The sequence below is a fragment of the Streptomyces amakusaensis genome, assembly GCF_039532665.1.
Taxonomy (GTDB): Bacteria; Actinomycetota; Actinomycetes; order Streptomycetales; family Streptomycetaceae; genus Streptomyces; species Streptomyces amakusaensis.
Window position 1 is genome coordinate 330,447 of record NZ_BAAASB010000006.1, and the last position, 23,523, is coordinate 353,969.

21 protein-coding genes are annotated in these 23,523 nt (G+C 73.2%); 9 read left to right on the plus strand and 12 right to left on the minus strand.

Features of this window, described 5'->3' with window-relative positions:
• Window positions 1-4 precede the first annotated feature (4 nt).
• From ABD371_RS13630 to ABD371_RS13640, 3 genes are all read right to left on the minus strand, one after another.
• A complete protein-coding gene (locus ABD371_RS13630; protein WP_344476392.1) occupies window positions 5-616 on the minus strand; it encodes a restriction endonuclease subunit S in 612 nt (203 codons plus the stop codon).
• A gap of 113 nt (window positions 617-729) precedes the next feature.
• Entirely contained in the window at window positions 730-969 is a 240-nt protein-coding gene (locus tag ABD371_RS13635) for a hypothetical protein (RefSeq protein ID WP_344476394.1), read from the minus strand.
• 330 nt (window positions 970-1,299) lie between these two features.
• Entirely contained in the window at window positions 1,300-1,920 is a 621-nt protein-coding gene (locus tag ABD371_RS13640; RefSeq protein ID WP_344476396.1) for a TetR/AcrR family transcriptional regulator, read from the minus strand.
• A 145-nt stretch (window positions 1,921-2,065) separates the two neighbouring features.
• Between ABD371_RS13640 and ABD371_RS13645 the strand changes: the two genes are divergently transcribed.
• Entirely contained in the window at window positions 2,066-5,302 is a 3,237-nt protein-coding gene (locus tag ABD371_RS13645; protein ID WP_344476398.1) for a cytochrome P450, read from the plus strand.
• Between the two features lie 920 nt (window positions 5,303-6,222).
• Here the strand turns inward: ABD371_RS13645 and ABD371_RS13650 are convergent.
• Window positions 6,223-7,215 (minus strand): ABC transporter substrate-binding protein, encoded by a 993-nt coding sequence (locus tag ABD371_RS13650; RefSeq protein ID WP_344476400.1) that lies wholly within the window; start codon window positions 7,213-7,215, stop codon window positions 6,223-6,225.
• Between the two features lie 52 nt (window positions 7,216-7,267).
• The gene (locus ABD371_RS13655; protein WP_344476402.1) at window positions 7,268-7,870 is read right to left on the minus strand and encodes an isochorismatase family protein; all 603 of its coding nucleotides are present in this window, start codon (window positions 7,868-7,870) and stop codon (window positions 7,268-7,270) included.
• Between the two features lie 245 nt (window positions 7,871-8,115).
• On the opposite strand from ABD371_RS13655, the gene ABD371_RS13660 reads away from it, so the two are divergent.
• Both ABD371_RS13660 and ABD371_RS13665 read left to right on the plus strand, forming a co-directional pair.
• Window positions 8,116-8,925: an ABC transporter ATP-binding protein gene (locus ABD371_RS13660; RefSeq protein ID WP_344476404.1), complete on the plus strand. Its 810-nt coding sequence runs from the start codon at window positions 8,116-8,118 to the stop codon at window positions 8,923-8,925.
• On the plus strand, window positions 8,922-11,405 hold the full coding sequence (locus ABD371_RS13665; protein ID WP_344476406.1) for an FtsX-like permease family protein: 2,484 nt from the start codon (window positions 8,922-8,924) through the stop codon (window positions 11,403-11,405). Before ABD371_RS13660 ends, ABD371_RS13665 begins: the two co-directional genes overlap by 4 nt.
• 11 nt (window positions 11,406-11,416) lie before the next feature.
• Here ABD371_RS13665 and ABD371_RS13670 read toward each other — a convergent pair whose 3' ends face one another.
• Window positions 11,417-12,058 (minus strand): LuxR C-terminal-related transcriptional regulator, encoded by a 642-nt coding sequence (locus ABD371_RS13670; RefSeq protein ID WP_344476408.1) that lies wholly within the window; start codon window positions 12,056-12,058, stop codon window positions 11,417-11,419.
• Window positions 12,046-13,248: a sensor histidine kinase gene (locus ABD371_RS13675; protein ID WP_344476410.1), complete on the minus strand. Its 1,203-nt coding sequence runs from the start codon at window positions 13,246-13,248 to the stop codon at window positions 12,046-12,048. The genes ABD371_RS13670 and ABD371_RS13675 overlap by 13 nt, the downstream gene beginning before the upstream one ends.
• Before the next feature lie 152 nt (window positions 13,249-13,400).
• Between ABD371_RS13675 and ABD371_RS13680 the strand changes: the two genes are divergently transcribed.
• Complete coding sequence (locus tag ABD371_RS13680) at window positions 13,401-13,574, plus strand: hypothetical protein (protein ID WP_344476412.1); 174 nt, start codon at window positions 13,401-13,403, stop codon at window positions 13,572-13,574.
• Window positions 13,575-13,599: 25 nt separating this feature from the next.
• Here the strand turns inward: ABD371_RS13680 and ABD371_RS13685 are convergent, their stop codons facing one another.
• Window positions 13,600-14,046 (minus strand): hypothetical protein, encoded by a 447-nt coding sequence (locus tag ABD371_RS13685; protein ID WP_344476414.1) that lies wholly within the window; start codon window positions 14,044-14,046, stop codon window positions 13,600-13,602.
• Window positions 14,047-14,282: 236 nt separating this feature from the next.
• Between ABD371_RS13685 and ABD371_RS13690 the strand changes: the two genes are divergently transcribed.
• The gene (locus ABD371_RS13690) at window positions 14,283-15,140 is read left to right on the plus strand and encodes an alpha/beta fold hydrolase (protein WP_344476416.1); all 858 of its coding nucleotides are present in this window, start codon (window positions 14,283-14,285) and stop codon (window positions 15,138-15,140) included.
• 89 nt (window positions 15,141-15,229) lie between these two features.
• On the opposite strand, the gene ABD371_RS13695 is transcribed toward ABD371_RS13690, so the two are convergent.
• Window positions 15,230-16,270 (minus strand): alpha/beta fold hydrolase, encoded by a 1,041-nt coding sequence (locus tag ABD371_RS13695; RefSeq protein WP_344476418.1) that lies wholly within the window; start codon window positions 16,268-16,270, stop codon window positions 15,230-15,232.
• A 266-nt stretch (window positions 16,271-16,536) separates the two neighbouring features.
• On the opposite strand from ABD371_RS13695, the gene ABD371_RS35945 reads away from it, so the two are divergent.
• The 4 genes from ABD371_RS35945 (at window position 16,537) to ABD371_RS13715 (ending at window position 20,317) form a co-directional block, all read left to right on the plus strand.
• Window positions 16,537-17,403, plus strand: a complete 867-nt coding sequence (locus ABD371_RS35945) for a pyrophosphohydrolase domain-containing protein (protein ID WP_465270026.1) — start codon at window positions 16,537-16,539, stop codon at window positions 17,401-17,403.
• Between the two features lie 139 nt (window positions 17,404-17,542).
• Window positions 17,543-18,679, plus strand: a complete 1,137-nt coding sequence (locus ABD371_RS13705) for a TolB-like translocation protein (protein ID WP_344476420.1) — start codon at window positions 17,543-17,545, stop codon at window positions 18,677-18,679.
• Between the two features lie 85 nt (window positions 18,680-18,764).
• Window positions 18,765-19,064, plus strand: coding sequence for a chaplin family protein (locus ABD371_RS13710; protein WP_344476423.1), 300 nt, complete (start codon window positions 18,765-18,767; stop codon window positions 19,062-19,064).
• The gene (locus ABD371_RS13715; protein WP_344476425.1) at window positions 19,061-20,317 is read left to right on the plus strand and encodes a tetratricopeptide repeat protein; all 1,257 of its coding nucleotides are present in this window, start codon (window positions 19,061-19,063) and stop codon (window positions 20,315-20,317) included. Before ABD371_RS13710 ends, ABD371_RS13715 begins: the two co-directional genes overlap by 4 nt.
• A 13-nt stretch (window positions 20,318-20,330) precedes the next feature.
• Here ABD371_RS13715 and ABD371_RS13720 read toward each other — a convergent pair whose 3' ends face one another.
• The 3 genes from ABD371_RS13720 to ABD371_RS13730 all read right to left on the minus strand — a co-directional run bounded on the left by ABD371_RS13720 (window position 20,331) and on the right by ABD371_RS13730 (window position 23,361).
• Window positions 20,331-21,575: an MFS transporter gene (locus tag ABD371_RS13720; RefSeq protein WP_344476565.1), complete on the minus strand. Its 1,245-nt coding sequence runs from the start codon at window positions 21,573-21,575 to the stop codon at window positions 20,331-20,333.
• 53 nt (window positions 21,576-21,628) lie between these two features.
• Complete coding sequence (locus ABD371_RS13725; RefSeq protein WP_344476427.1) at window positions 21,629-22,720, minus strand: PLP-dependent cysteine synthase family protein; 1,092 nt, start codon at window positions 22,718-22,720, stop codon at window positions 21,629-21,631.
• Window positions 22,721-22,917: 197 nt separating this feature from the next.
• Entirely contained in the window at window positions 22,918-23,361 is a 444-nt protein-coding gene (locus ABD371_RS13730) for a hypothetical protein (protein WP_344476429.1), read from the minus strand.
• Between the last annotated feature and the right edge of the window lie 162 nt (window positions 23,362-23,523).

A 23,523-nucleotide genomic window follows, 5' to 3' on the forward strand; every position in this document is an offset into this window, starting at 1 on the left:
TACATCAGGATCCCTCGATCAGCTCGTTGAAGACCGCCGGGCGCAGGGCCTCCAGCCGGTCGGCCGAGCGGCGGTGGATCCTGATCTGGTCGTCCATGTCGGCCAGGGTCGCGACGGTGTCGTACTGCACCGGCATCGGGGGCACGGTGACCTGGAGTTCGCGGAGGATCGTGGAGTTGACCGAGGGGACCGTGCCGGGCAGGGCCTGGCCGAGCAGGGCTCCCTGCGCCTCGGGGAACGAGAGCCAGGCCGCCAGATAGGCCGGCAGCACGATCTCCGGCCGGGGCCGGATCCGCAGACAGGACGAGTTGTAGAACCAGCCGGTGTGCTCCGCCTCGACCAGCGCGAGTCTGCCGAGCGCGCCCTGGCGGACCAGGAGGACATCGCCCTCCCGCAGCGCGAAGCGGGCCAGCCGCTCCGTCGTCTCCCACGGCACGCGCCGCAGTTTCCGTACGCCGATCCGGCCCTGGGCGGTGATGTCCGGCGGGGAGACCACCGGGACGCCCTCGGGCCCTTCGTGCAGGCTGTCCAGCAAGGAGCCGGAAGGGCCGGCGGTCACCTCGCAGATACGGCCGAGCGGGATCAGTCGTGCGTTGGTCGAGTCGTGTCCCGGCACAGGACCGCTCCCCTCTCTTCTTCCGGATCTCTCGTGGACATGATGCCCTCGCGGGCCACGGCCCGGGGGCGGCGGGGCATGGTGCCCCCGCCGCCCCCGGACCGTGCCGTGTGTCAGACCGCGCGGAACCTGTACCGCGGGCGGAACCTGTACCGCAGGGCGAGCCGCACCGCCTCCTCGGCGAGCACGGCGAGCAGGGCCGTGGCGATCACGTACAGCGCCGTCCAGCCGTGCCCCTCGACGGCCGTGACCGCCGAGGAGACGATGACGATGCCGACGACCAGCACGATGAGCTTCCTGGCCGGGGGCCGGTGCCACCAGGCATGATGGGTGTTGCTGGGACTCCTCGACATGAGGTGTGTTCCTCCAGAACTGCTCTCGCTCGCGCGAGGGCGGCAGGCCGCGCTGCCCTGTGGGCCGTCGAAACCATGCAGGGCGGCGCGGCGATCAATGAGGCGAGTGCCGGCCGTGGTGCGTGAACTCCGGCGCGGCGGTGTGAGACAGATTCCGAGATCCCCTGTCCTACTAAAGACGATAGCAGGTATCTGCGAAGCTGGCTTCGTGGATTGCGGAGTCAGCTTCGCGCGTCCTCTCGGAGTCAAGTGTCCCGTGGATTCATCCCGCCTGAAAGTGGTTGCCGGACTTGCTGAACTTACTGAACTTACTGAACCGACCCGCCGGTGCTACTCCGTGCCGGAGGAGTCCGCGTACGCCAGCCCCACCGCCGCCGTCACCAGCCGGTCCAGCGCCCGCCGGGTGCTCTCGTCGGGGATGCCGCCGCCGGTGATGAGGAGGTGCATGCCGATGCCGTCGAGGCCGGAGAGGAGGAAGTCGGCGAGTTCGGCGGGGGGGAGGGAGAAGGGGCGGGCGGTGCGGCGTTCGGTGTCGGTGAGGACGGTGGTGGCGAGGTCGTTGATGCCGGCGTAGTAGCGCTCGACGACTTCGCGGAGGTCGGGGCTGCGGAGGGAGAAGGTGATCAGTTCGAACCAGAGCAGATGGAGTTCGGGGCGCTCGGCGAGATCGGCCCAGAAGGCGTCGACGGTGGCCCGGAGCGCCTCTTCCAGGCTGGTGGCGCGGGCCACGGACAGCTGGACGCCGGTGAGGAGTTCCTCGGTGAGGAACTCCAGTACGGCGCGGTAGAGGTCGGCCTTGGTGCCGAAGGTGTAGTGCACGGTCGCCTGGGCGACTCCGAGTTCGGCGGCGATCGCCCTGGTGGAGCCGGCCGTGACGCCTTCGCGGGCCATCAGCTCGATGGCGGCTGCGATGAGCTGGGGGCGGCGCTCGGCGGCGGTTACATGTGCCATACAAGCCACTATAGCGACATAGTCAAGCGCCCCTGTCGGGCGACATTGTCACCTGACAATGTCGCTTGTACAGTGAATCGGGAAGCGGGGCGCACCACGGCGTCGCCCTACCCGATGACCACCGGAGCACCGGAGGGCAGGATCGATGAACTCCACGACGACCATCCGACAGGGCACGAGCGCGAGCGCGAGCACGGGCGGCACGGGCGCGGTCCCCGAGCGCACACCGCTGCCCCTCTTCGGGCACGCGCTGAGCGTGCCGACCGACGCCTTCACCCAGTACGCGATGCGCGAGGCCCGGGCGCTGGGGCCGATCTTCAATCTGCGGTTCTTCGGGGAGGACGCGCTGATGGTCTCGGGCGGTGATCTGGTCGCCGAGCTGTGCGACGAGAGCCGCTTCCGCAAATCGGCCGCGCCGCTGGCCACCGTCAGGAAGTTCGCCGGGGACGGGCTCTTCACCGCCTTCGGGGACGAGCCGAACTGGCGGAAGGCGCACAACATCCTGATGCCCGCGTTCTCCTTCAACGCGCTGCGGGCCTACCACCCGACGATGATGACGGTCGCCCGCCGGCTGCTCGCCAAGTGGGACGCCCACGCGGGGACCCCGGTGGAGGTCGCCGAGGACATGACCCGGCTCACGCTCGACACCATCGGGCTCTGCGGCTTCGGCCACGACTTCGGGAGCTTCGACCGGGGCGGACAGCACCCCTTCATCGCCTCGATGGTCCGCGCGCTGGACCACGCCCAGCGGAAGACCGGGTTCATCCCCGGGCTGGACTTCCTCTACGCCAGGGCGGAGAGCCGCCAGCGGGCCGACATCCTCGCCATGAACCGGCTGGCCGACGACATCGTGCGCACCCGCCGGGCGGCGGGCCCCGGAGCCCCGGACCCCGAGGGCGGCGACCTCCTCGATCTGATGCTGAACGCCGTGGACAAGGAGACCGGCGAGCCTCTCGACGACACCAACATCCGCTACCAGCTGCTCACTTTCCTGATAGCCGGACACGAGACCACCAGCGGCTCGCTCTCCTTCGCCCTCTACTACCTGCTCAAGAACCCCGCCGTGCTCGCCGAGGCCCGTGCCGAGACCGACGCGCTGTGGGGGGACGACCCGGATCCGGACCCCTCGTACGAGGACGTCGGGCGGCTCGTCCGGCTGCGGCGGGTGCTCAACGAGAGCATGCGGCTGTGGCCCACCGCGCCCGCCTTCGCCGTCGAACCGCTGGAGGACACCGTCATCGGCGGCCGGCACCCGGTGCGCAAGGGCCAGGCGATCACCATCATCACGCCCGCGCTGCACCGCGATCCGGGCTGGGGCGACAACACCGAGCTGTTCGACCCCGACAGATTCACCCCCGAGAACATGGACCGCCGCCCCGGCCATCTCTTCAAGCCCTTCGGCAACGGCGAACGCTCCTGCATAGGGCGCCAGTTCGCGCTGCACGAGGCGACGCTGCTGCTCGGGCTGATCGTCCACCGCTACCGGCTGCTCGACCACGAGGACTACCGGCTGCGGATCAAGGAGACCCTCACCCTCAAGCCGGACGGCTTCACCCTCACCCCGGTGCGCCGGACCGCCGGCGAGCGCCGTCCGGCGGCGGCGGCGGCGACCGCCGGGAAGGCCGAGACGGAAGGCGTCGAGCCCCCGGCCGGGCTGCGCGCCCCCGGCACCACCCTCACCGTGCTGCACGGCTCCAACCTCGGCACCTCCCGGGGGCTCGCCGCCGAGCTGGCCGCCCAGGGGGCCCGGTACGGCTTCACGACCGCCCTCGCCCCGCTGGACGAGGCGGTCGACGCGCTCGACCCGGAGCACCCCGTACTGATCGTGGCCTCCTCGTACAACGGACGGCCCACCGACGACGCCGCCCGGTTCGTGGCATGGCTGGAGGCGGGCGGGGCCCCGGCCGCGCTGCCGTACGCGGTGCTGGGCATCGGTGACCGCAACTGGTCGGCCACCTACCAGCGCGTTCCCACGCTCATCGACCGGGAGCTGGCCGCCGCCGGGGGTATCGCGCTGGTCGAGCGGGCCGCCGTGGACGTCTCGATGGACGTGGGCGCGGAGGTCGAGCGGTGGAGCGCGGGTGTGTGGGCCGCGCTCCTCGACCGGTACGGGGTGCCCGCCGCCGACGACACCGCCGGGGAGACGGCCACCGGCCCCCGCCACACGGTCATGGACGCCCCGGCCGATGAGAGCGCTCCCGGCCGCGAGGGCGCGGCGGCGGACCATGAGGGTCTGCTGCCGTTCACGGTCACCGAGACCGCCGAACTCGTGGACATGGACAGCCCGCTGGGCCGCTCCAAGCGCTTCCTGCGGCTGCGGCTCCCCGAGGGGACGGCCTACCGCAGCGCCGACCATCTGCTGATCCGGCCCGCCAACCCGGCGGCGCTGGTCGACCGGGTGCTCGGGGCCCTGGCCCTGGACCCCGACCGGGTCGTCGTCCTGGGCGCGACCGCGCCCGGCGCGGAGCGGCTGCCGGTGGACCGGCCGATGACCGTACGCACGCTGCTGACGCGCTTCACCGAGCTGGGCCGTCCCGCCACCGCCCGGCAGGCCGCCGCCCTCGCCGCGCACACCCCCTGCCCGCCGGAGCGCGTCGCCCTGGAGCGGCTGGCGGCGGAGCCCGACGGCGCGACCGTGCCCGAGCTGCTGGAGCGGTACGCCTCCTGCCGGCCTGGCCTCGCCGAACTGCTCGACGTACTGCCGCCGATGCGGCTCCGGCACTACTCCGTCTCCTCCTCGCCCGCGCTCGCCCCGGACACCGCCGATCTGATGGTCGCCGCGTCCCCGGTCCCGCACCGCGACGGCGAGGGCCTCTTCCTCGGCGCGGGCGCGGCGTATCTGGCGGGTCTGGAGCCGGGGGACACCGTCCACGGCCGGGTCTCCCCCTGCCGCGAGGACTTCCGGCTCCCGGCCGACCCCGCCGTCCCGGTCCTGCTGATCTCGGCGGGCACGGGCCTCGCCCCCTTCCGCGCCGCCGTCGCCGACCGCGTCGCGGAGGCCGGGGCCGCCGACCGGGCCCCGCTGCTCTGCTACTTCGGCTGCGACCACCCCGAGGTCGACTACCTCCACCGCGCCGAACTGGAGGCCGCCGCCGCGAGCGGGGCCGCCACCCTGCGGCCCGTCTTCTCCAAGGCCCCGGAGAACGGTGCGCGATACGTCCAGGACCGCGTCCTCGCCGAGTCCGAGGAGGTCTGGTCCCTGCTCGCGGCCGGCGCGCACATCCGCGTCTGCGGCGACGGCCGCGCCATGGCCCCCGCCGTCCGGGACGCCTTCCGCGCGATCCGCACCGCCCACACCGGCGCGTCCGCCGAGGAGGCCTCGGCCTGGCTCTCCGGCCTGATGGCCGAAGGCCGTTATGTGGAAGACGTCTGGGCGGGCTGATCCGTCGCCCATCACCAGCCACCGATACGCCCGGCCCGGCCCCGCACCAGAGGGGACCGGGCCGGGTCCGCGTGGCCCCCGCACCGATCACGCGGTGTTACGCGAAGGCCCGCCGCGTCCGTCCGGATCGGCGCCCCGTGGCGGACGGAAAGCCTCCAACTCTCCTACCGGCCAAGGGAGTCGAAGCGCTGGTCCGGAGCCTTGGCCGGACGCCGTCGATCACTGGGAAACCTCGTTGCGGATGCCCGGGAGGGCTGCCACGATCCTCGGTATGACAGATGGAGAGGCGGACACCGCACACGCCCGGTGAGCCCGGTGACACGCTCGCCCGGGCCGTGTGAGAGACACCCGAAACACCGTCGTACGCCCCTTTCCGGGCGTACCCCTCCCCGTCCGGACATCTCGCTCCGACGGTGGCACCGCCCCGCATGCCGGACGGCGGACGAACGGACCAGCGAACCCAGCAGACCCGGTGGACCCGGTGGGCTGAGCGGCGACCCGTGCGCCGCCGTGCTCGTCCACCGTGCCCGACAGATCCCAGAACCTCACCCGACCGGTCGTCCGGCCGGGGCTCGGGCATACCGCGCTCGCGCGCCTCCTCGAAATAGCTTGATCGCGAACGCGGGGACAGAAAGAATCAAAGGCATAAATCCGGTGAAGGCAATGAAAGTAATGAATGGAGTAAGTGTCATGAAGGTGACCAAAATTATGTCCGTGGCCGTTCCCCTGCCGTGGAGCCACTCCGACGACGACGAGAGCTGGGATCCCGGCTGGGTGCCGAGGACGGTGACGACGTAAGCGAGGGGCCGCCCGGTGCCCGCGAACGCCTGAGCGGGACCTCGGTTGGTCGCGAGGTCCCGCTCAGGATGGTGATGCGCGGTGATGTGCGGTGATGCGCGGTGCCGGGGTGCGTCAGCGGGTCACTTGGTGAGCGCGTTCTGCATCTCGACGAGGATCTTGCCGGCCGCGGTGTAGCCGATGCCCTGGATCCAGAGCTCGTCCTTGATCTGGAAGGCCTTGCCCTTCTTCACGGCGTCCATGTTCTTCCACAGCGGGCCGCCCAGGACCTGGGTGGCCTTGGCCTTCTTCGGGTCGCCGATGGTCGAGTGGAAGATGACGTCGGTGTCGGCGAGGTCGATCTTCTCGGGGCTCACATTGAGCATGAAGCCGTCCTCGGCCTTGTCGGTGATGGCCGGGCGGCCCAGGCCGACATCGGAGAACAGGGTGCCGAGGTAGTTCTCCTTGCCGTAGATGCGGATGTCCGCACCCTCGACGAAGCGCACCAGGTTCACCTTGATGGCGGCGGCCTTCTCCTTGCCGCCCAGCGCCTCGGTGACCGCGGCGGTCTGCTTCTTGTAGCCCTCGATGGCCTTCTGGGCCTCGTCCTTCTTGTTCAGCGCGTCCGCGTGAACAAGGAAGTTCTCCTTCCACGGGAGTCCGGTGGACTCCGTCATCACCGTGGCGGCGATGGCCTTCAGCTGCTCGTACTTGTCGGCGTGGCGGACCTTGTTGGTGAGGATCAGGTCCGGCTTGAGCGCCGCGATGGTCTCCAGGTTGGGCTCGGGCATCTCGCCGACGATCTTCACGCCCTCCACCGTCTCGGCGGGCAGGTGCACCGGGAAGCCGGAGGCGGTGTCGGTGCGGGTCGCGCCCACCGGCTTCACGCCGAGGGTGATCACGGAGTCCAGCTCGGCGGTGTCGAGCACGACGACCCGCTTCGGCTCCGCGGGGACCTTGACGTCGCCCATGGCCGTCTTGACCACCCGGGTCTGCGCGCCGGCCTTGTCCCCGCCCTTGTCCTTGGCGTCCGATGCGGAGTCCGCGTCGGAACCGCAGGCGGTGAGCGTCAGCGCTCCCGCGAGAGCGGCGGCCAGGGCGAGGGTGCGGCGTCGCGAAGCGGTGCTGCTGTTCATGGACGTTCTGCTTTCGTACGAGGTCGCGCGAGGGAGACCGGCGCAGGTTTGGTTAGGCTTGGCTAAGTGTAAATGGACCGGCCTTGTCCTGACCCGTCCGTCCTCCAGGAGCGGCGAAGATCACGTCGGCGGAGTGCGTGGTGATGTCGGCCCGTTGGCCCAGGGCCCAGGCCGCGGCCCGGGAGACCGTGGCGGCCGGCACCGTGTCGCTGATGCCCGGGGCCGCCGGGATGTCCTGGGTCGCGTGGGCGTCGTACGGCAGGACGACCCCGTACCCCCGCTCCAGCGCCGTCCGTGCCGTCGCCTGTACGCAGATGTCCGACATCATTCCGCAGACGGCGAGGGCCCGGACCCCCGCGCCGGTCAACAGGCCGCCCAGCGGCGTCCCGTCGAACGCGTCGGCCCGCCGCTTGCGGACCACGAACTCCAAGGGGCCGTCCACGACCGGGTGGTACAGCTCCCAGCCGGGTGCGTGCGGCTCGTCGCCCGCGCCGGGCGCGCCGTCGTTCTGTACATGGATCACGAGCGCCCCGCTCCGCCGGGCCCGCCCGATCAGCTCCGCCGTCCGCTCCAGGAGCACGGCCGCGCCCGGGACGGCCCCGGGACCGGCGGCCGAGGCCCGCTGGATGTCCACCACGAGCAGGGCTTCCGCCAAGAACGCTTCCCTGTCCACCCTGTCCACCCTGTCCACCTTGCCCACTCCGCCCACTCGGTCCGTCCCGCCATCCTGATCGCCCGCGCCGCCCGCCTCCACCGGGTTTCCCCGGGCCCGGGAGCCGCAGTGGTGGAGCCCGCTACACCGGCGGGACGGTAGCGCGCTGTCTGTGGCCCGGAACCGGAACTTCCTAGCGTGGTGGACGAGCGGCCGACGCCGCGGGCCACCGAGGGGGAGCGAGCGGGATGTTCAGGTTGAAGCGGCGCACCGGAGCCAATCCGGGACCGGTCACGGGATCCGCCCCGGCGCTCCCGGCGCTGACCCTCGACGGCGTGAGCCGGGTGTACGGCAGGGGCCCGGCCGCGCGCACCGCGCTCGACGGGGTGAGCCTCACCGTGCCGCGCGGACGCTTCCTCGCCGTGATGGGACGCTCCGGATCGGGCAAGTCGACGCTGCTGAAGTGCGCCGCCGGGCTCGACCGGCCCACCGCCGGGACCGTACGGATCGGGGGCACCGCGCTCGCCGGTCTCGGCGAGCGCGAGCTGACCCGGCTGCGCCGCGACCGGATCGGCTTCGTCTTCCAGTCGCTCAACCTGGTGCCCTCGCTGACCGTACGGGAGAACGCCGCCCTGCCGCTGCTGCTGGCCGGCCTCCCCGAGGACGGCCGGGCCGAGGCGGCGCTCGCGGCGGTCGGCATGGCCGGCCGGGCCGACGACAGCCCCGCCGAACTCTCCGGCGGACAGCGCCAGCGCGTCGCGGTGGCCCGCGCCCTCATCACCCGCCCCGACGTCGTCTTCGCCGACGAGCCGACCGCCGCGCTCGACCCGGAGACCGCCGGGACGGTCCTCGCGCTGCTGCGCCGCGCCGCCGACGACTCCGGGCGCGCGGTCGTGCTGGTCACCCACGACCCGGCGGCGGCGGCATGGGCCGACGAGGTCCTCTTCCTCGACCGGGGCGGGGTCGCGGGAGTGCTCGCCCGCCCCGACGCGGAGCTGATCCGGCGGACGCTGCGCGTCCTGGGCTCCGCCGACGCCCCCACGGCGGTGGCCCGGTGAACGCCGTGAAACTGCTGGCCCGCCGGGGGCTGCGCGCCCACCGCGCGGCCTGGGCCGCCGTCTTCGCCGCCGTGCTCCTCGCCTCCACGCTGCTCGGCGCGAGCGCCCTCACCATCGGCTCCGCCGCCCTCGGACACGGCCGGGCGGACCGCTACGCCGCCGCCGACCTGGTCGTCACCGGCGACCAGACCACCCGCCACAGCGCCGAGCCCTGGGGCGGCGAGCGCCAGCACACCAGTGCCGCCCTCACCGAACGCGTCCGCCTCCCGGAGCACGTGGTGAGAGTGGTCCACGAGGTCGACGGCGTCCGGGCCGCGATCGCCGACCGCCTCTTCCCGCTCACCCTGGAGACCGGACCCGGCCCCGGAGGCGCGCGCACCGCCGAGGGCCGCCCCTGGGCCGCGGCGAACCTCGCGCCGTACGCGCTCCGGGAGGGCCGCCCGCCCCGGCAGCCGACGGAGACCGTCGCCGGAGCCGGGCTCGGCATCCGCACGGGCGAGCGGATCGTCGTGCGCGCGGCGGGACAGGCGCGTACGCACCAGGTCGTCGGCGTCGCCGACGGGCCCGCCGCGCTCTACTTCACCCCCGCGCGCGCCCGGCTGCTCGCCGGGAACCCCACGACCGTGGACGCGGTCGGCGTACTCGCCGAACCCGGCGTACCCGTCGAAGAGCTGCACGCGCGGATACGCGGCGCGCTGGACCGCGCGGAGACCCGGGACACGGCGGCGGGCAACAAACCCCGCGTCCTCACCGGGGACGGCCGGGGCGCGCCCGAGCAGCTGGACGCGGCCCCCGCCCGGGACGGACTGATCGCGATGGTCGCCGCCGTCAGCGGCACCGTCCTGCTCGTCGTCGTGCTGGTGCTCGGCTCCCTGGTCGCCCAGGCGCTGCGCCAGCGCTCCGCCGAACTGGCCCTGCTCCGCTCGGTCGGCGCGAGCACCGCCCAGATCCGGGCCGCCGCCGGCCGCGAGGCGGGCGCGGTCGCCGCCGCCGCCGCGCTCATCGGCGCACTGGCCGCGATCCCCGCGCACCTCGCGCTCCAGGAGTGGCTGCGCGGCCGGGGCGTGCTCCCCGCCGGACTCGAACTCCCCACCCCCTGGTGGCTGTACCCCGCCGTGCTGCTCACCGCCGCACTCGCGGTCGGCGCGGCCCGGCTCGCCGTCCTCCTCGCCCGCCCCGGCGCACCCTCCCGGGACAAGCGCCCCGGCGACGCCCGGCGGATCACCGGCCTGGTGCTGCTCCTCGCCGGGGTGAGCACCTCGGCGACCGCGACGCTCCAGGGCGGCGGCACGGCAGCCGCGCTGGTGAGCACGGCCGTGGTGACGATGGTCGCGGGCTGCGCCCTGCTCGGACCGTGGATCGCGCGCGGCGCGCTGCGGCTCCTCGGCGCTCCGCTGCGCCGCCTCGGCGGCCCGGCCGGAAAGCTGGCCGCCGCCGCGTGCACCGCCGATGCGGCCCGGCTCGGCGCGGCGATCACCCCGCTGGTGCTGATGACCGCGTTCGCCTCGGTGCAGCTCTCGGCGGGCGCGACCATGCAGCGCGCGGGCGACCTGGAGGCCGAGCGGGCGCTGCGCGCGCAGTACGCGGTGACCGGCGCGGACGCGGCGCGGCTGCGGGCGCTCCCGGGCGTGGACACGGCGACCGAGGTACTGCGGAGCACGGTCGTGCTCGCCGGTGCGGAGGCGGGCACGCCCCGGCTGGAGCGGCTGCCGGTGCTCGGCGTCACCCCCGCCGGGCTGAGCCGCACCCTGGACCCGGGGTGGACCGCCGGTGAACCGGCCGGGCTGAGCCGCGCGGGCACGGTGGCCGTCGGCGAGCGCCGCGCCGAGTCGCTGGAGGTACGCCCGGGTTCACCGGTCACGGTACGGATGGGGGACGGCGTGGAACGCCGGCTGACGGTCGCCGCCGTCTACCGGGACTCGCTGGGCCTGGGCGACTTCCTGTTCTCCGCCGCCGAGCTGTCCCGGCACATGACCTCGCCGCTCCCGGCCCGGGTGCTGCTCGCGACCGCTCCCGGCACCGACCCGGCGCGGCTGCGGGCGGCCGTCGGCCGGATCCCCGGGGCCCGTCTGGACACCGCTCCCGCGCCCGAGCGGCCGATCTCGGAGGACCAGCGGGCGGGCGCGGCCCTCTCGCTCGCGGCGGTGGCGTCGATCGGCGCGCTGACCGCCGTCGCCGTGCTGACCACCCTGGCGCTGATCACCACGGGCCGCCGCCCCGAACTGGCCCTGCTGCGCCGGGTGGGCGCGGGCCGCGCCCAGCTGCGCCGGATGCTCCGGGCGGAGGCCGTCGTCGTGATCGTCACCGGTCTGGCGGTGGGCGCGGCGGTCGCCGCCGTGCCGCTGCTCGCCTTCGCCGCCACGGCGGCGGGGACCTTGCCCCATCTCCCGGCGGCGCACGCGGGCGCGATCGCGCTGGCGACGGTGGCGGTGGCGTACGCCGGATCCCTGCCCCCGGCCCGCCGTGTCCTCAAGCGCTGATCAGGCGTTGATCAGGCGTTGAGGTACGCCAGGACCGCGAGGACCCGGCGGTGGCCGCTGTCGCTCGGCGGGAGGCCGAGCTTCGCGAAGACATTGCCGATGTGCTTGTGCACGGACCGCTCGGTGATCACCAGCGAGGTCGCGATGGTCGCGTTGTCGAGCCCCTGCGCCATCAGCTCCAGCACCTCCCGCTCGCGCGGTGTCAGCGCGTCCAGCGGATCGTCTCGGCGGCGGGCCATCAGCTCGGTGACCACCTCCGGGTCGAGCGCGGTGCCCCCGGCGGCCACCCGCTCCAGCGCGTCGAGGAACTCGTCGACCCGCCCGATGCGGTCCTTCAGCAGATAGCCGACCCCGCGCGCGCCGCCGGCCAGCAGCTCGGCGGCGTAGGTCTCCTCCACGTACTGCGAGAGCACCAGCACCGGCAGCTCCGGCAGCTCCTTGCGGGCGTCGAGCGCGGCGCGCAGGCCCTCGTCCCGGAAGCCGGGAGGCATCCGGACGTCGAGGATCGCGATGTCGGGGCGGTGCTCCAGGAGGAGGGGCAGCACCTCGGGGCCGGTGGCGGCGACCCCCGCCACCTCGTGGCCCGCCGAGGTCATCAGCAGGATCAGCCCCTCCCGCAACAGGGCGTTGTCCTCGGCCATCACCACGCGCACGGCAGCTCCACTTCGATCACGGTCGGGCCCCCCGGGGGGCTGGTCACTTCCACTGTTCCGTCGAGCGCGGCCACCCGGCGGCGCATCCCGAGCATCCCGGACCCGCCGCCCGTCGCCGAGCCACCGCCCGCCGTGCCGGTTCCCGTCGCCGCGCCGCCCTCCGACGCGCCGCCCCGGCCCTCGTCCCGTACGGAGATCCACAGCCGCCCCGGGCCCCGGCGCAGCCGCACCTCGGCCCGGTCGGAGCCGCTGTGCTTGGCCGCGTTCGTCAGGGTCTCGGCGACGACGAAGTACGCGGCGGCCTCCACGGCGGCGGGCGCGCGCGGCCCGTCCTCGGCCCCGCCGGTGTCGACGGCGACATCGAGCCCGCTGCCGGCCGCGAGCGCCCGCACCGCGCCCGCGAGACCCCGGTCGGTGAGGATCGGCGGATGGATCCCCCGCACCACGTGACGGAGTTCGGTGAGAGCGGACTCGGCCTGGTCCTGGGCCTGCTCCAGCAGCCGCAGCGCGGTCGCCGGATCCCTGTCGTACGCCCGTCTGGCCAGCCCCAGCCGCATCGAGAGCGCCACCAGATGCGCCTGCGCCCCGTCGTGCAGATCCCGTTCTATCCGGCGCAGCTCGGCCCCCTGCGCGGCGACCGCGTCGGCGCGGGTCAGGGTGAGCTGCTCGATCCGCTCGGCCAGCCGCGCCCTGGGCGAGGGCAGCAGCAGGGTGCGCGAGAGGCGCGCCTGGAGGTCGGCGAGCCGGGTGATCAGCGGCAGCGCGACGGGTTTGCGGCCCGCCATCCCGTACCAGAATCCGTCGACGAACAGCGCGGGCGCCCACAGGATCATCGCCGCGTACAGCAGCACCATCCCGTAGACCAGCTGTGCCGCGCCCCAGACCAGATCCCGGTGGGTGCCGGGGTCGCCCGTCGCCGCGCGGACCCGCTCGGTGAGCGTCCCGGTCAGCGGTTCGTACGCCTCGGGCACCGGCTCGCCCGTCCAGGCGGCGGTACGGCGGCGCTCCAGGCCCGCCAGTCTCCGCAGGGTGAGGACGGCCTCGGGGAGCACGCCCGCGCCGATGACGGTGGCGGTCAGCACGGCGGTGAAGAGGACGACGCCGACCATCAGATAGCAGAGCAGACTCACCCCGGCACCCGTCAGCAGGTGGAGCGATGCCTTCCACGCCTGGCGGACCGTCTCACGCACATCGGTCATATTAGGTGACCGGCGCGTTTCTTCCTGGTGGAGCCGGCTACACCCCGAACCGGGGAGTCCGCCCCGCCGCGCCGGCCACCGCCCCCTCGCCATCATGGAGAGCGACACCCGACCGCTTCCCCCGACCGCCAGGAGATCCGCCCATGAGGTCCGCCCTGTGGCTGCTGTTCGCACTCGCCCTCGTCGCCGCGCTCTACACGAGCAACGTCGCCGACTTCGACTCGACGGCGATGACCATCGGGGTCCGGGCCGGGGCCGGCGTCCTGCTGCTCGGCTCGGCGGCGGGCCTCTGGGCGACCCGGCCCGCCCGCTCCTGACGAGCGCGCCGGCCACCCGGGCCCCTCAGTACCGCAGCGCCCTGCCCACCTCGGTCTTCACCTCGTCGCCGGAGAGCTTCCGGTTGCTGCGCGCGGTGCCGTCCTTGGATCCCTTGGCGGGCACGTCGGAGACGGTGACGAGCGTCGTGTCCAGCAGATTCCCGCCGCTGTCGCGGAAGTCGACCTGTACGGCGAAGGACTTGGCGCTGTCGGCGGTGTTCGCCGCCGTCACCTTGACGGTGGTCCGGCCGTCGCCGTCCTTGCCCGGGGCGCCGAGGGTGATCTCGTCCTTGGCGTCGGCCCCGTCCTTGATGTCGTCGAGTTTCCGGTCGACGGCGGCGGTCGCCGACGCCACCGCCGCGGTCGCGATACCCGAAGCGGTGCTCTTCACCTCGGAGCACCCCGCCCCCGCGACGGCCACCGCCACCGCGAGTCCCGCTCCCGCCATTCCCCGCTGCCAGCGCGCGATCAAGCCGTCCGCCTCCTTGCGTCGTGGGGACTCCGGTCCCGGGCTCCAGTCAAGGAGCGCCCGCACCCGGGCGCACGCCGGTGTACGCCGGATGGGCCACCGGCCCGGGTGAGGCCCGGGTGGGGGACCGTTACGCGGCCGGGCCGAGCGGGGAGAGCCCCTGAGGGGCGGAGCGGAACGGAGGTGGCTCTCATGGGAGCCGGTGCGCGTGCCCGGGGCCGGACGGGAGGCCCCACGTCATGAGGACCGCCGACGTCAACGGCGTCTCCCTCGCCTACGAGGAGACCGGCGAGGGCACCCCCGTCGTCTTCGTCCACGGCGATCTGAGCGATCTCCGCACCTGGGAGGCGCAGCTTCCGGCCGTGGGAGCCTCGTACCGCGCCATCGCCTACAGCAGGCGGTACGCGCGCCCGAACCCCGACATCCCGCCCGGGGTCGCCAACCCGATGGGCCCGCACGTGGACGATCTGCTCGCGTTCCTGGAGCGGACCGGGGCCGCTCCCGCGCATCTCGTCGGCAACTCCTGGGGCGCGTTCATCAGCCTCCTCGCGGCGATCCGGCGGCCGGAGGCGGTGCGCAGCCTGGTGCTGGAGGAGCCGCCGGTGGTGCCGCTCTATCTGGGCGGCCCGCACCGGGCGGCGGAGCTGAGGCTGCTGCTGCGCAGGCCCGGCGCGCTGCGCGCGCTTCTCGGCTTCCAGCTCGGGACCGTGCTCCCGGCCGGGCGGGCCTTCCGCGCGGGTGAGGACGAGCGGGCGATGCGGATCTTTCTGCGGGGGGTGCTGGACGAGCACGCGTACGCGGGGATCGTCCCCGAGCGGCTGCCGCAGATGCGCGAGAACCTCTCCGCGCTCAAGGCCGGGCTCTTCGACGCGGGAACGCCCCCGCTCGACCCCGCCGAGGTCAGCGCGCTGCACGTGCCCACCCTGCTGGTGACCGGCAGCCACAGCGCGCCCCTGTTCCACCGGCTCGTCGACCGGCTGGAGGAACTCCTCCCCGACAGCGAGCGGATCGAGATCCTGCACGCGTCCCATCTCATGCACGAGGAGAACGCCCCCGCGCTGAACGGCGCGGTGCTCGACTTCATCGGCGGCCACTGAGCGGCGGTGGGCCCGGCATGTTTGGGTGCCGGGCCCACCGCCTTCGCCGTACCTGTCTCCGTACGCGTCCGTGTACGTGCCGCCCCCGCTCAGTCGCGGGCGTTGCCGCCGCGCCTGCGGGCGCTCACCACCAGCGCCGTGCCCGCGAGCAGGGCCGCGCCCGCCAGGCCGCCGAGGCCCGCGAGGGTCTTGGTCTTGGAGCCCGTCGCGGCGAGTACGGGCCGTTCGGACCCGCCGCCGGCGGCGGCGGACACGGCCTCGCGGATCACCTTGGTGACGGCGTCGGGGTGGGACATCATCGCCACGTGCGAGGAGTTGACCTCGATGGTGTGCGACTTGGCCCGCCGGGCCTCGAAGCGCTCCAGGTCCGGAGCGATGGCCTTGTCGTTCTTCGCGACGATGTACCAGGACGGGATGGTCTTCCAGGCCGCCGCCGTCGCCTTCTCCGCGAATCCCGCCGCCGCGACCGGCCGCTGTTCGACCGCCATCACCTTCGTCTGCGCGGTGGACAGATCGGCGGCGAAGACCGAGTGGAACTTGTCGTTCTTGATGTACAGGTCGGTGCCGCTGCCGTGCGCGTCCGTGTACGGGACGGGGTTCAGCGCGGGCCCCAGTTCGCTGCCCGGGAACTTGGACGACAGCCCCTCGGGGGACTCGCCCACGTCCGGCATGAAGGCCGAGACGTACACCAGCGCCTTGACGTTGGGGTTCCCGGCGGCGGCCTGGCTGATGACCGCGCCGCCGTAGGAGTGCCCGGCGAGCACGATCGGGCCCTCGATCGACTTCAGGACCGAGGCCACGTAGGTCGAGTCGTTGCTGACGCCGCGCAGCGGGTTCGGCGGGGCCACCGCCTTGATCCCGTGGTGCTGGAGCCGCTCCACCACGTCGTTCCAGCCGGAGGCGTCGGCGAACGCGCCGTGCACCAGGACCACCGTCGGCCGGACCCGCTCGCCGTCGCCCGGGGCGGGGGCGGTGGGCGCGGCGGCCACGGCGGGCGCGGCACAGAGCGCCGTCATGGCGAGAGCCAGCGGGAGGGCACCGGTCCGGGACAAGGCGGTCGTCCTGGGTATAAGCGATATGAGGGATATCCGGCGGCGGTTCAGCGGACCGGGGGACGACGACACAGCCATGGCGCTCTCTTTTCTGACGGAGGGCTGTCGCTCATCAGCGTTCGCGCCCCGGCCCCGGAGCGCGCGCCGCACGGCGCGGGAGAGTGAAAACACCGACCGTACGAGTGAGGCCCCTGCGTCGCCCCTGCTCAGCCGCCTGTGCGACGAGCAGAGGAACGGTTCGCGAAATTTCCTGTGATAGCTGAACAACCAGGGCGATGGTGTTCGCCGTCTTGGGACATGGCGAGAGCGCCGAGAGTGGGGCGGACGCGGTGAAGGGTGGGGCGGTGGCGGCGACAGTCCTCGTGGATTCCTCGCGAGTGGGACACATCGGCCGGACAGTTCTCGTACGAGGCGACAGCGGCGGAGGCGGCGTCGGCGGCGTCGGTATGGGCGGCGGCTGGCACAGTGCGCTGCTGCTGTGCGCGGCCTGCCTCGCGGCGGTCATCGCCGGCGGTACGGCCCCGGCGGCTGCCGCGGCCCCGGCCTCACCGCGGGCCGACGGCCCGGGCGGCTCCTCGTACGGCGGCCCGGACAGCGGCGTACAGCCCATACTCTCCGACACCGGTCTCGGCCACACGCTCAGCGCGGTGCTGCTGGCCGTGGCCCTGGTCGCCGTCGGGGTCACCTTCTGCCGCCGGGCCCAGGGCGTGGCGACGGAAGGGGACCCCGTGCGCGGGGGCGACCCCGTACGCGGAGGCGACCCCGCACGTAGAGTCGGCCGGATGAAGCAGCAGCAGCCCGCGCAGTCGCCCGCCGTCCTCGTCCGGGAGTTTCACCACGCCTTCGGGCTCGACGCCCGGACCACCCCGTCCGAGATCCCGCCGGAGCTGGCCGCCCACCGCCACGAGCTGCTCGCGGAGGAGGTCGCCGAGGTCGAGGAGGTCTCCGTCGCCGGACCGCTGGACAGCCTCGCCCACGAACTCGCCGACGTCGTCTACGTCGCCTACGGCACGGCCCTGGTCCACGGCATCGACCTCGACGCGGTCCTCGCCGAGGTGCACCGCGCCAATATGTCGAAGCTCGGCCCGGACGGCACCCCCGTACTCCGCGCGGACGGCAAGGTCCTCAAGGGCGACCACTACCGCGCCCCGGACATCGCCGAGGTGCTGCGCCGCCAGGGCTGGAAGGCGGCGGAGCGGGACTCGGCCTGAGCCTCGCCCGAACTCCCGCCTGAACCCCGTCTGACCGAAACCGCGTCTCGACCCCGCCGTGCGCCCGTGGTTGCATGCATGTGTTCCTCCGGTGGGGAACCGGAGGAGAAACCGTGTGCTGTCTCTTCCTGGGAGAAAAATGACGGCGAACGCGAACGCGAACCGGAGTACCAGCACCAGCACCAGCACCACCAGACGTGTACGGGCCGCCCTGAGCGCGGCCATGATCTGCGGCGCGATCACAGCGGTCCTGCCCGGAGCCGCCTCGGCCGAGCCCGCGGACGCGGGGAGCGTCCGGCAGACCGGTGTCGAGAGGGTCAGTGTCGCGGCCGACGGCACTCAGGCCAACGACGATTCCTCCGGCGCGTCGATCGCGCCCGCCGGCCATCGCATCGCCTTCTCGTCGTACGCGAACAACCTCGGCCCCGGCGACTCGGGGAGGACCGAGGAGGTGTTCGTCCGCGAGTCGGCGACGGGGCAGCACAGGAAGTTCGGCAACGCGTACCCGCAGGGGCCGCCGATGCTCAGCAGCGACGGGGAGATCGTCGCCCACCTGGGGCCCAGGTTCAACCACACCTCCCTCTACCAGTACGACCTGGGGAGCATGGGGTGGTGGACGGCCTACACCTGCGCGGTCCAGAGCTGCGAGGCGGCCATGGGCGGTGGCCAGGGCCAGCAGGCGTTCAGCGTCAGCTTCAGGCGGCCGGAGACCAACCAGCGCGTCGAGGTCCGCAGACCGGACACCCATGCCCTGCAAACCGTCGACGTCGTCCACAATCTGGCCCCGATCCGGCCGTCCATCAGCAAGGACGGCACCCGTCTCGCCTACCAGGACGGCGGGGAGAAGGACGTCTTCCTGTGGGACTGGTCCGGCAACGCCGTCACCGGCCCGATCGAGGGTCCGGGCAGGGCGGCGGAGCTGGTCCAGCTCAGCGACGAGGGCGACAAGGCCGTCTACCTCTCGGGCTCCGACACCTATGTCCACGACACCGCCTCCGGCACCGCCCTGACGGTGCCGAACGTCAAGGGCGTGGCCATCGACCCCACCGGCCGCTATCTGCTCCACACCCCCTCCGGCACCACCGGCCCGGCCCCGCTCACCCTGCGCGACCTGGTCACGGGCACCGACGAGACCGTCACCGACCGGCCCGCCTCGGCCGAGGTCGACGCCGTCAGCACCGGTGGACGCCATGTCGTCTTCCAGTCCGCGGCCGACGACATCGTGCCCGGCGACACCAACGGCAAGACGGACATCTTCCTCCGTACCCTCCGCTGACCGGCGTTCGTGTCGGAAGCGGGTGCTCTCTCGTTGACGGGAGTGCGGTCCGGGCTCCTCCGGTCCCGGGTGAGGGAGAAGCGTGATGGGCGTGGAGACACGGAGTACGGGTAGTGGCGCGGGTGTGCGGGCCGCGGTGCTGGGCGCGGTGGCCGGGGCGGCACTGCTCCCGGCCGGCGCGGCTCACGCGGCCGTGCTCGGCATCGGGAACGCGGTGTTCGGCAACACCTGCGTCAACCAGGGCGACGTCCGCGCCGAGGGCGCCACGGTGGCCGGGAGCGGGGTGGGCAGCGCCAACCAGGCCGGTCTGCCGCTCAGCCTGCCGCGCAACCAGTGCGGCAACAGCGGCATCATCTGCACCGCCCTGTTCCGTTCCAGCGTGTGACCGGCCTGACGGCGGCGGGCACGCCGGTGGGGGAGCGGGCCGTGACCGGGCTGCTCGCCCTGAGCGGGCGGGCGCTGCCGCTGCTGCGCCAGTGGGTCGGCTCGGACCCGGGCTGCGGTGTGGCGCGGGCGCTGCTGGCACTGGCGACCGGTGACCGGTGGGACGACACCGTGCTGAAGGAGCAACTGGTGATCGCCCACCGGGACGCGCTGGCCGCCGGTGAGCGCGAGGCGAGCCTCGTGTACGGGGTGTTCCTCCACACCCACCGGCAGTACCGGCTGACGGCCGACCATCTGGTGGGCCACTTCGACCGCTGGCCCGCCGACGAGCAGGCCGGGCTGATGCTGGGCGCGTTCTCCGAGTGCGGGGACGCCGCCTACCGCGCGCACGGCGAGGCGCTGACGGAGCGCCAGGCGGCGCTGGCAGGACCGGACAGCTGGCCGTGGACGAGCTGGCTGGCCGTGACCCGGGCGGAACAGGGCCGGGCCCGGGAGGCGCACACGCTGGCCGGGCGGGCCCTCGCCCTGTATCCCCGCTCGGGCGTGGCCGCGCACGCCCTCGCGCACGCCGAACACGAGCTGGGGGCCGGACCGGCCTCCATCCGTTTCCTGGACGAGTGGCTCGCGGCTGACCCGCGGGCGGTGCAGTCACGGCATCTGAACTGGCATGCCGCGCTGCACTCCATCGCCTGCGGCGACTTCCCCGCCGCGCGCCGGCGCGCGGACACGGCACTGGCGCGTTCGGACGTCGGCATGCGGGCCGCGACCAACTGGCGTCTGCTCCTGGCCGGGCAGACACCGGCCGGGCGAAGCGACCCGGACCACATCCGGGAACTCCTCGCCGCACCCGGCGGGACGGCGGAGATCTTCCACACCTTCAATCTCGCCCTCGCCCTGGCCGTGGAGGCCGCCACCGACGACCTCCACGTCCTCGCCCGCCGGGCCGCCGCCGACGAACGCCCCGACTACCGCGATGTCCTGGCTCCCGTGGTGCGGGCGCTGGCGGAGATCACGGCGGGCCGCCCCCGCGCGGCGGCGGAGCTGCTGACCGGCCTGGGCGACCAGGCGGAACGGATCGGCGGGGTGCGGGTCGAGCGCGAGATCATCCAGGACACCCTCGCCCGCGCCCTTGTCGACACGGGCGAGCCCGCCCGCGCGGCCGGCCTGCTGCACCACCGCACCACCACCCGCCGCCACCACGCCTACGAGGACCTCCTCCTCTCCGTACGTCCTCCGTCCGACATCCGGGTGTGAGCCCGGACGGGAATCAGCCCGGTTCCGGTGCGGCTTCGAGGCGGCCCGTGCGGTGCAGCGCCCGGAGCGCCGCCGCCGAGAGCAGGCCGAGCGCGAGCAGGGCCAGCCAGGGCAGTGCGGCGAGCCCCGCCGCGCGGGCGGTGTCCAGGGCCGCGCCGGTGAGGAGATTCCCCAGGGTGATGCCGACTCCGCAGACGGTGTTGTAGAGCCCGTAGTGCGTGGCCACCAGCCGGTCGCCCGAGAGCCGGACGATGGTGTCCATCTCGAAGGGGTACGCGATCATCGTCCCCAGCGCGAGGAGCAGCGCGGCGAGCACCGGCGGCCCGGCCGCGAGCAGCCAGCGCCCCGCGACACCGCCGTACCCGTCGCCGTCCGGCACCGGCAGTGCCGTCGCGGCGAGCAGCGGCAGGAAGGCCAGCCCCATGATCAGCACGCCCCGGGTCACCGCCTGGCCGGGGGCGAGTCCCGCCCGGCACCAGGCCGTGACCCGGGTCTGGAAGAGGATGGTGGAGAGCCCGGAGACGGCGAAGAGCAGCGCCACCGCCGCCGTACCGAAGTCTCCTTCGCCGCCCGCCCGCCGTACCTCCAGCGGCAGCGCCAGATAGACCTGGAAGGTCAGCACGTACGAGCCGATCATGGCGGCGGCGAACAGCAGGAACGGCCGGTTGCGGACCACGCTCCGCCACTGCGCGAGAACGCTCTCCCCGCTCCCGCCGCTGTCCTGTGCCGTCTTCCCGGACCCGCGCGCGGGCAGCGCGCGGATCTGGACGGCGCTCAGTACGGCGAAGACGGCCGCCGACACCAGACAGGTGAGCCGGAAGTCGACCCCGGTCAGCACCATCCCCACCAGCGGCCCCAGCAGGATCCCTGCCTGGTAGAAGACGTTGAACAGCGCGAACGCCTCCACCCGCCGCTCGCCCGCGTCCGCCGCCAGATAGGCGCGCACCGCCGGGTTGAAGAGCGCCCCGGCCAGCCCGGTCGCCGCCGACGCCGCCAGCAGCGCGGGCAGCGAGTCCACCAGCCCGAGCGCGGCGAAACCGACGGTCCGCAGCAGACAGCCCGCGACGATCAGCGGTTTGTAGCCGAGCCGGTCGGCGAGGGTGCCGCCGACCAGGAACATGCCCTGCTGGCTGAAGTTGCGCATGCCGAGGATGAGCCCGATGGTCCAGCCCGCGAGTCCGAGGTTGCCGGAGAGATGGGCGGCCAGATACGGCATCAGCATGTAGAAGCCCAGATTGATGGTGAACTGATTCACCATCAGCAGCTGGACGCTGGACCGGTGGGAGCGGAACTGCGCGAGCGCGCCCGCCGTCACAGGTCCTCACCGGATCCGCCGGTACGGGCGAGAGTGAGCGGGTCGGCGACATCGGTGCACCGGGTCCAGCGGGTCACCTCCTTCTCGTCGGGCCGGCCGACGACTTCGGGCTCGGAGGCGGGCGGGCCGTCCAGCAGTCCGTGGGCGGCGCAGTAGTCGTCGTCGTACACCGTCCCGAGATAGCGCTGCGGCCCGTCGGGGAAGACCGCCGCGATCCGGGCGTCCGGGCCCAGGGTGCGGGCGAGCCAGCCCGCGACCAGGGCGACCGATCCGACGCTCCAGCCGCCGGTGGCGTAGTGCGAGGCGGCGAGCTCGCGGCAGGCCCACACGGCCTCGGCGGGGGCGACCCAGTGGACCTCGTCGAAGCTGTCGTACGCGACATTGCGCGGATAGATGCTGGAGCCGAGACCGCGCATCAGCCGGGGCCGGGCCGGCTGTCCGAAGATCGTGGAGCCGATGGTGTCGACGCCGACCATCCGCAGCTGCGGATAGAGCCCGCGCAGCACCCTGGACACCCCGGCGGAGTGGCCGCCGGTGCCCACACTGCACACCAGGACGTCCACATGCCCCAGCTCGGCGGCGATTTCGAGCGCGAGCGGCGTGTACGCGGTCGTGTTGTCCGGGTTGTTGTACTGGTCGGGGCACCACGAGTCCGGATGCCGCGCCATGAGGTGGGCCACCCGCTCCCGCCTGGCCTCCTGCCAGCCACCGGTGGGATGCGGCTCGGAGACCACGTTCACCTGCGCTCCGTACGCGGTGAGCAGCCGGGTCATGGACCCCTCCAGGCCCGGGTCCGTGACCAGGGTGACGGGGTGCCCGTAGACCATCCCGGCCAGCGCCAGACCGAGACCCAGGGTCCCGCTGGTCGACTCGATGATCCTGGCCCCGGGCAGCAGCTCGCCCCGGGCGCGGGCCCGCTCGACCATGTGCAGGGCGGGCCGGTCCTTGATCCCGCCGGGGTTGAAGCCCTCCAGCTTGGCCCAGAACCCCCGGTCGCCCGGGGTGAAGGGCTCGGCGACCCGCAGCAGCGGGGTATTGCCGACCAGCCCGGACAGACTCGTACGGATCGTGGGCGCGGAAGATGACATCGCTGGGCTCTCGTTTCGTGATGATGCCCCGAACCGGTTGTTTACGGGCAGCACGAAATAAGGGAATGGCGCTTTACTTTCGGGCAGCGCGAATCCCTGTGCGGCATTCACCGGTTGAAAGGCTGATTGAGGTCACGGAAAGTGCCGTCGAAAGCGCGGAAACAGCTTTCGGCCAGCCGTCGAAAAGCCTTCGCGGCCTAAATGCGCAGAATGCTGGGAGTCCTGGGGCAGGCGGGGGACGAGCCGCCACTGCCGCCCTCGGCGGGCCGCACCCGCTCGGCCGTCCGGTCGCGGAGCGTGCTCTGCCCCAGGCCGTCCGAGCCGGAAACCTGCTGGGTGACCGTGAGTTGGGGCTGTCCCGGCATGCACTGCTCGTCAGGCTGTGCCAGATCGCTCTCATGGTGGGCGTGGCCCGGCGACGACTCGCTCCCGGCCCCCGGGCCCCCATGGGATTCGGCCGATGAATGGCCGGAATTCGCAGCGGAGAAAGCAGTGCTGGAGAGGTGGTGGGCGGGATTCTCCCCATACAGCCCATGCGCGTACATCAGGCTGATCACCAACAGGGCGAGCCACAGGACACGCAGCGGACCCCGGTATTCCCGGGCCCGCAGCGCACCGAAGGGTGGCCGCTCCGTAATCATGCCGTGATCGTAGCGGATTCCGCATCACGGAGGCCAATGCCACTCGCCCAATGGCGAGTTCATTGAATTCACCCGGACACACGCGAGCCCCGGCCCCATGAGGGCGGCCGGGGCTAGCGGGATCGTCTCAGGCCGTCGCCTCCTCGGCTCCCCCGCTAGCCC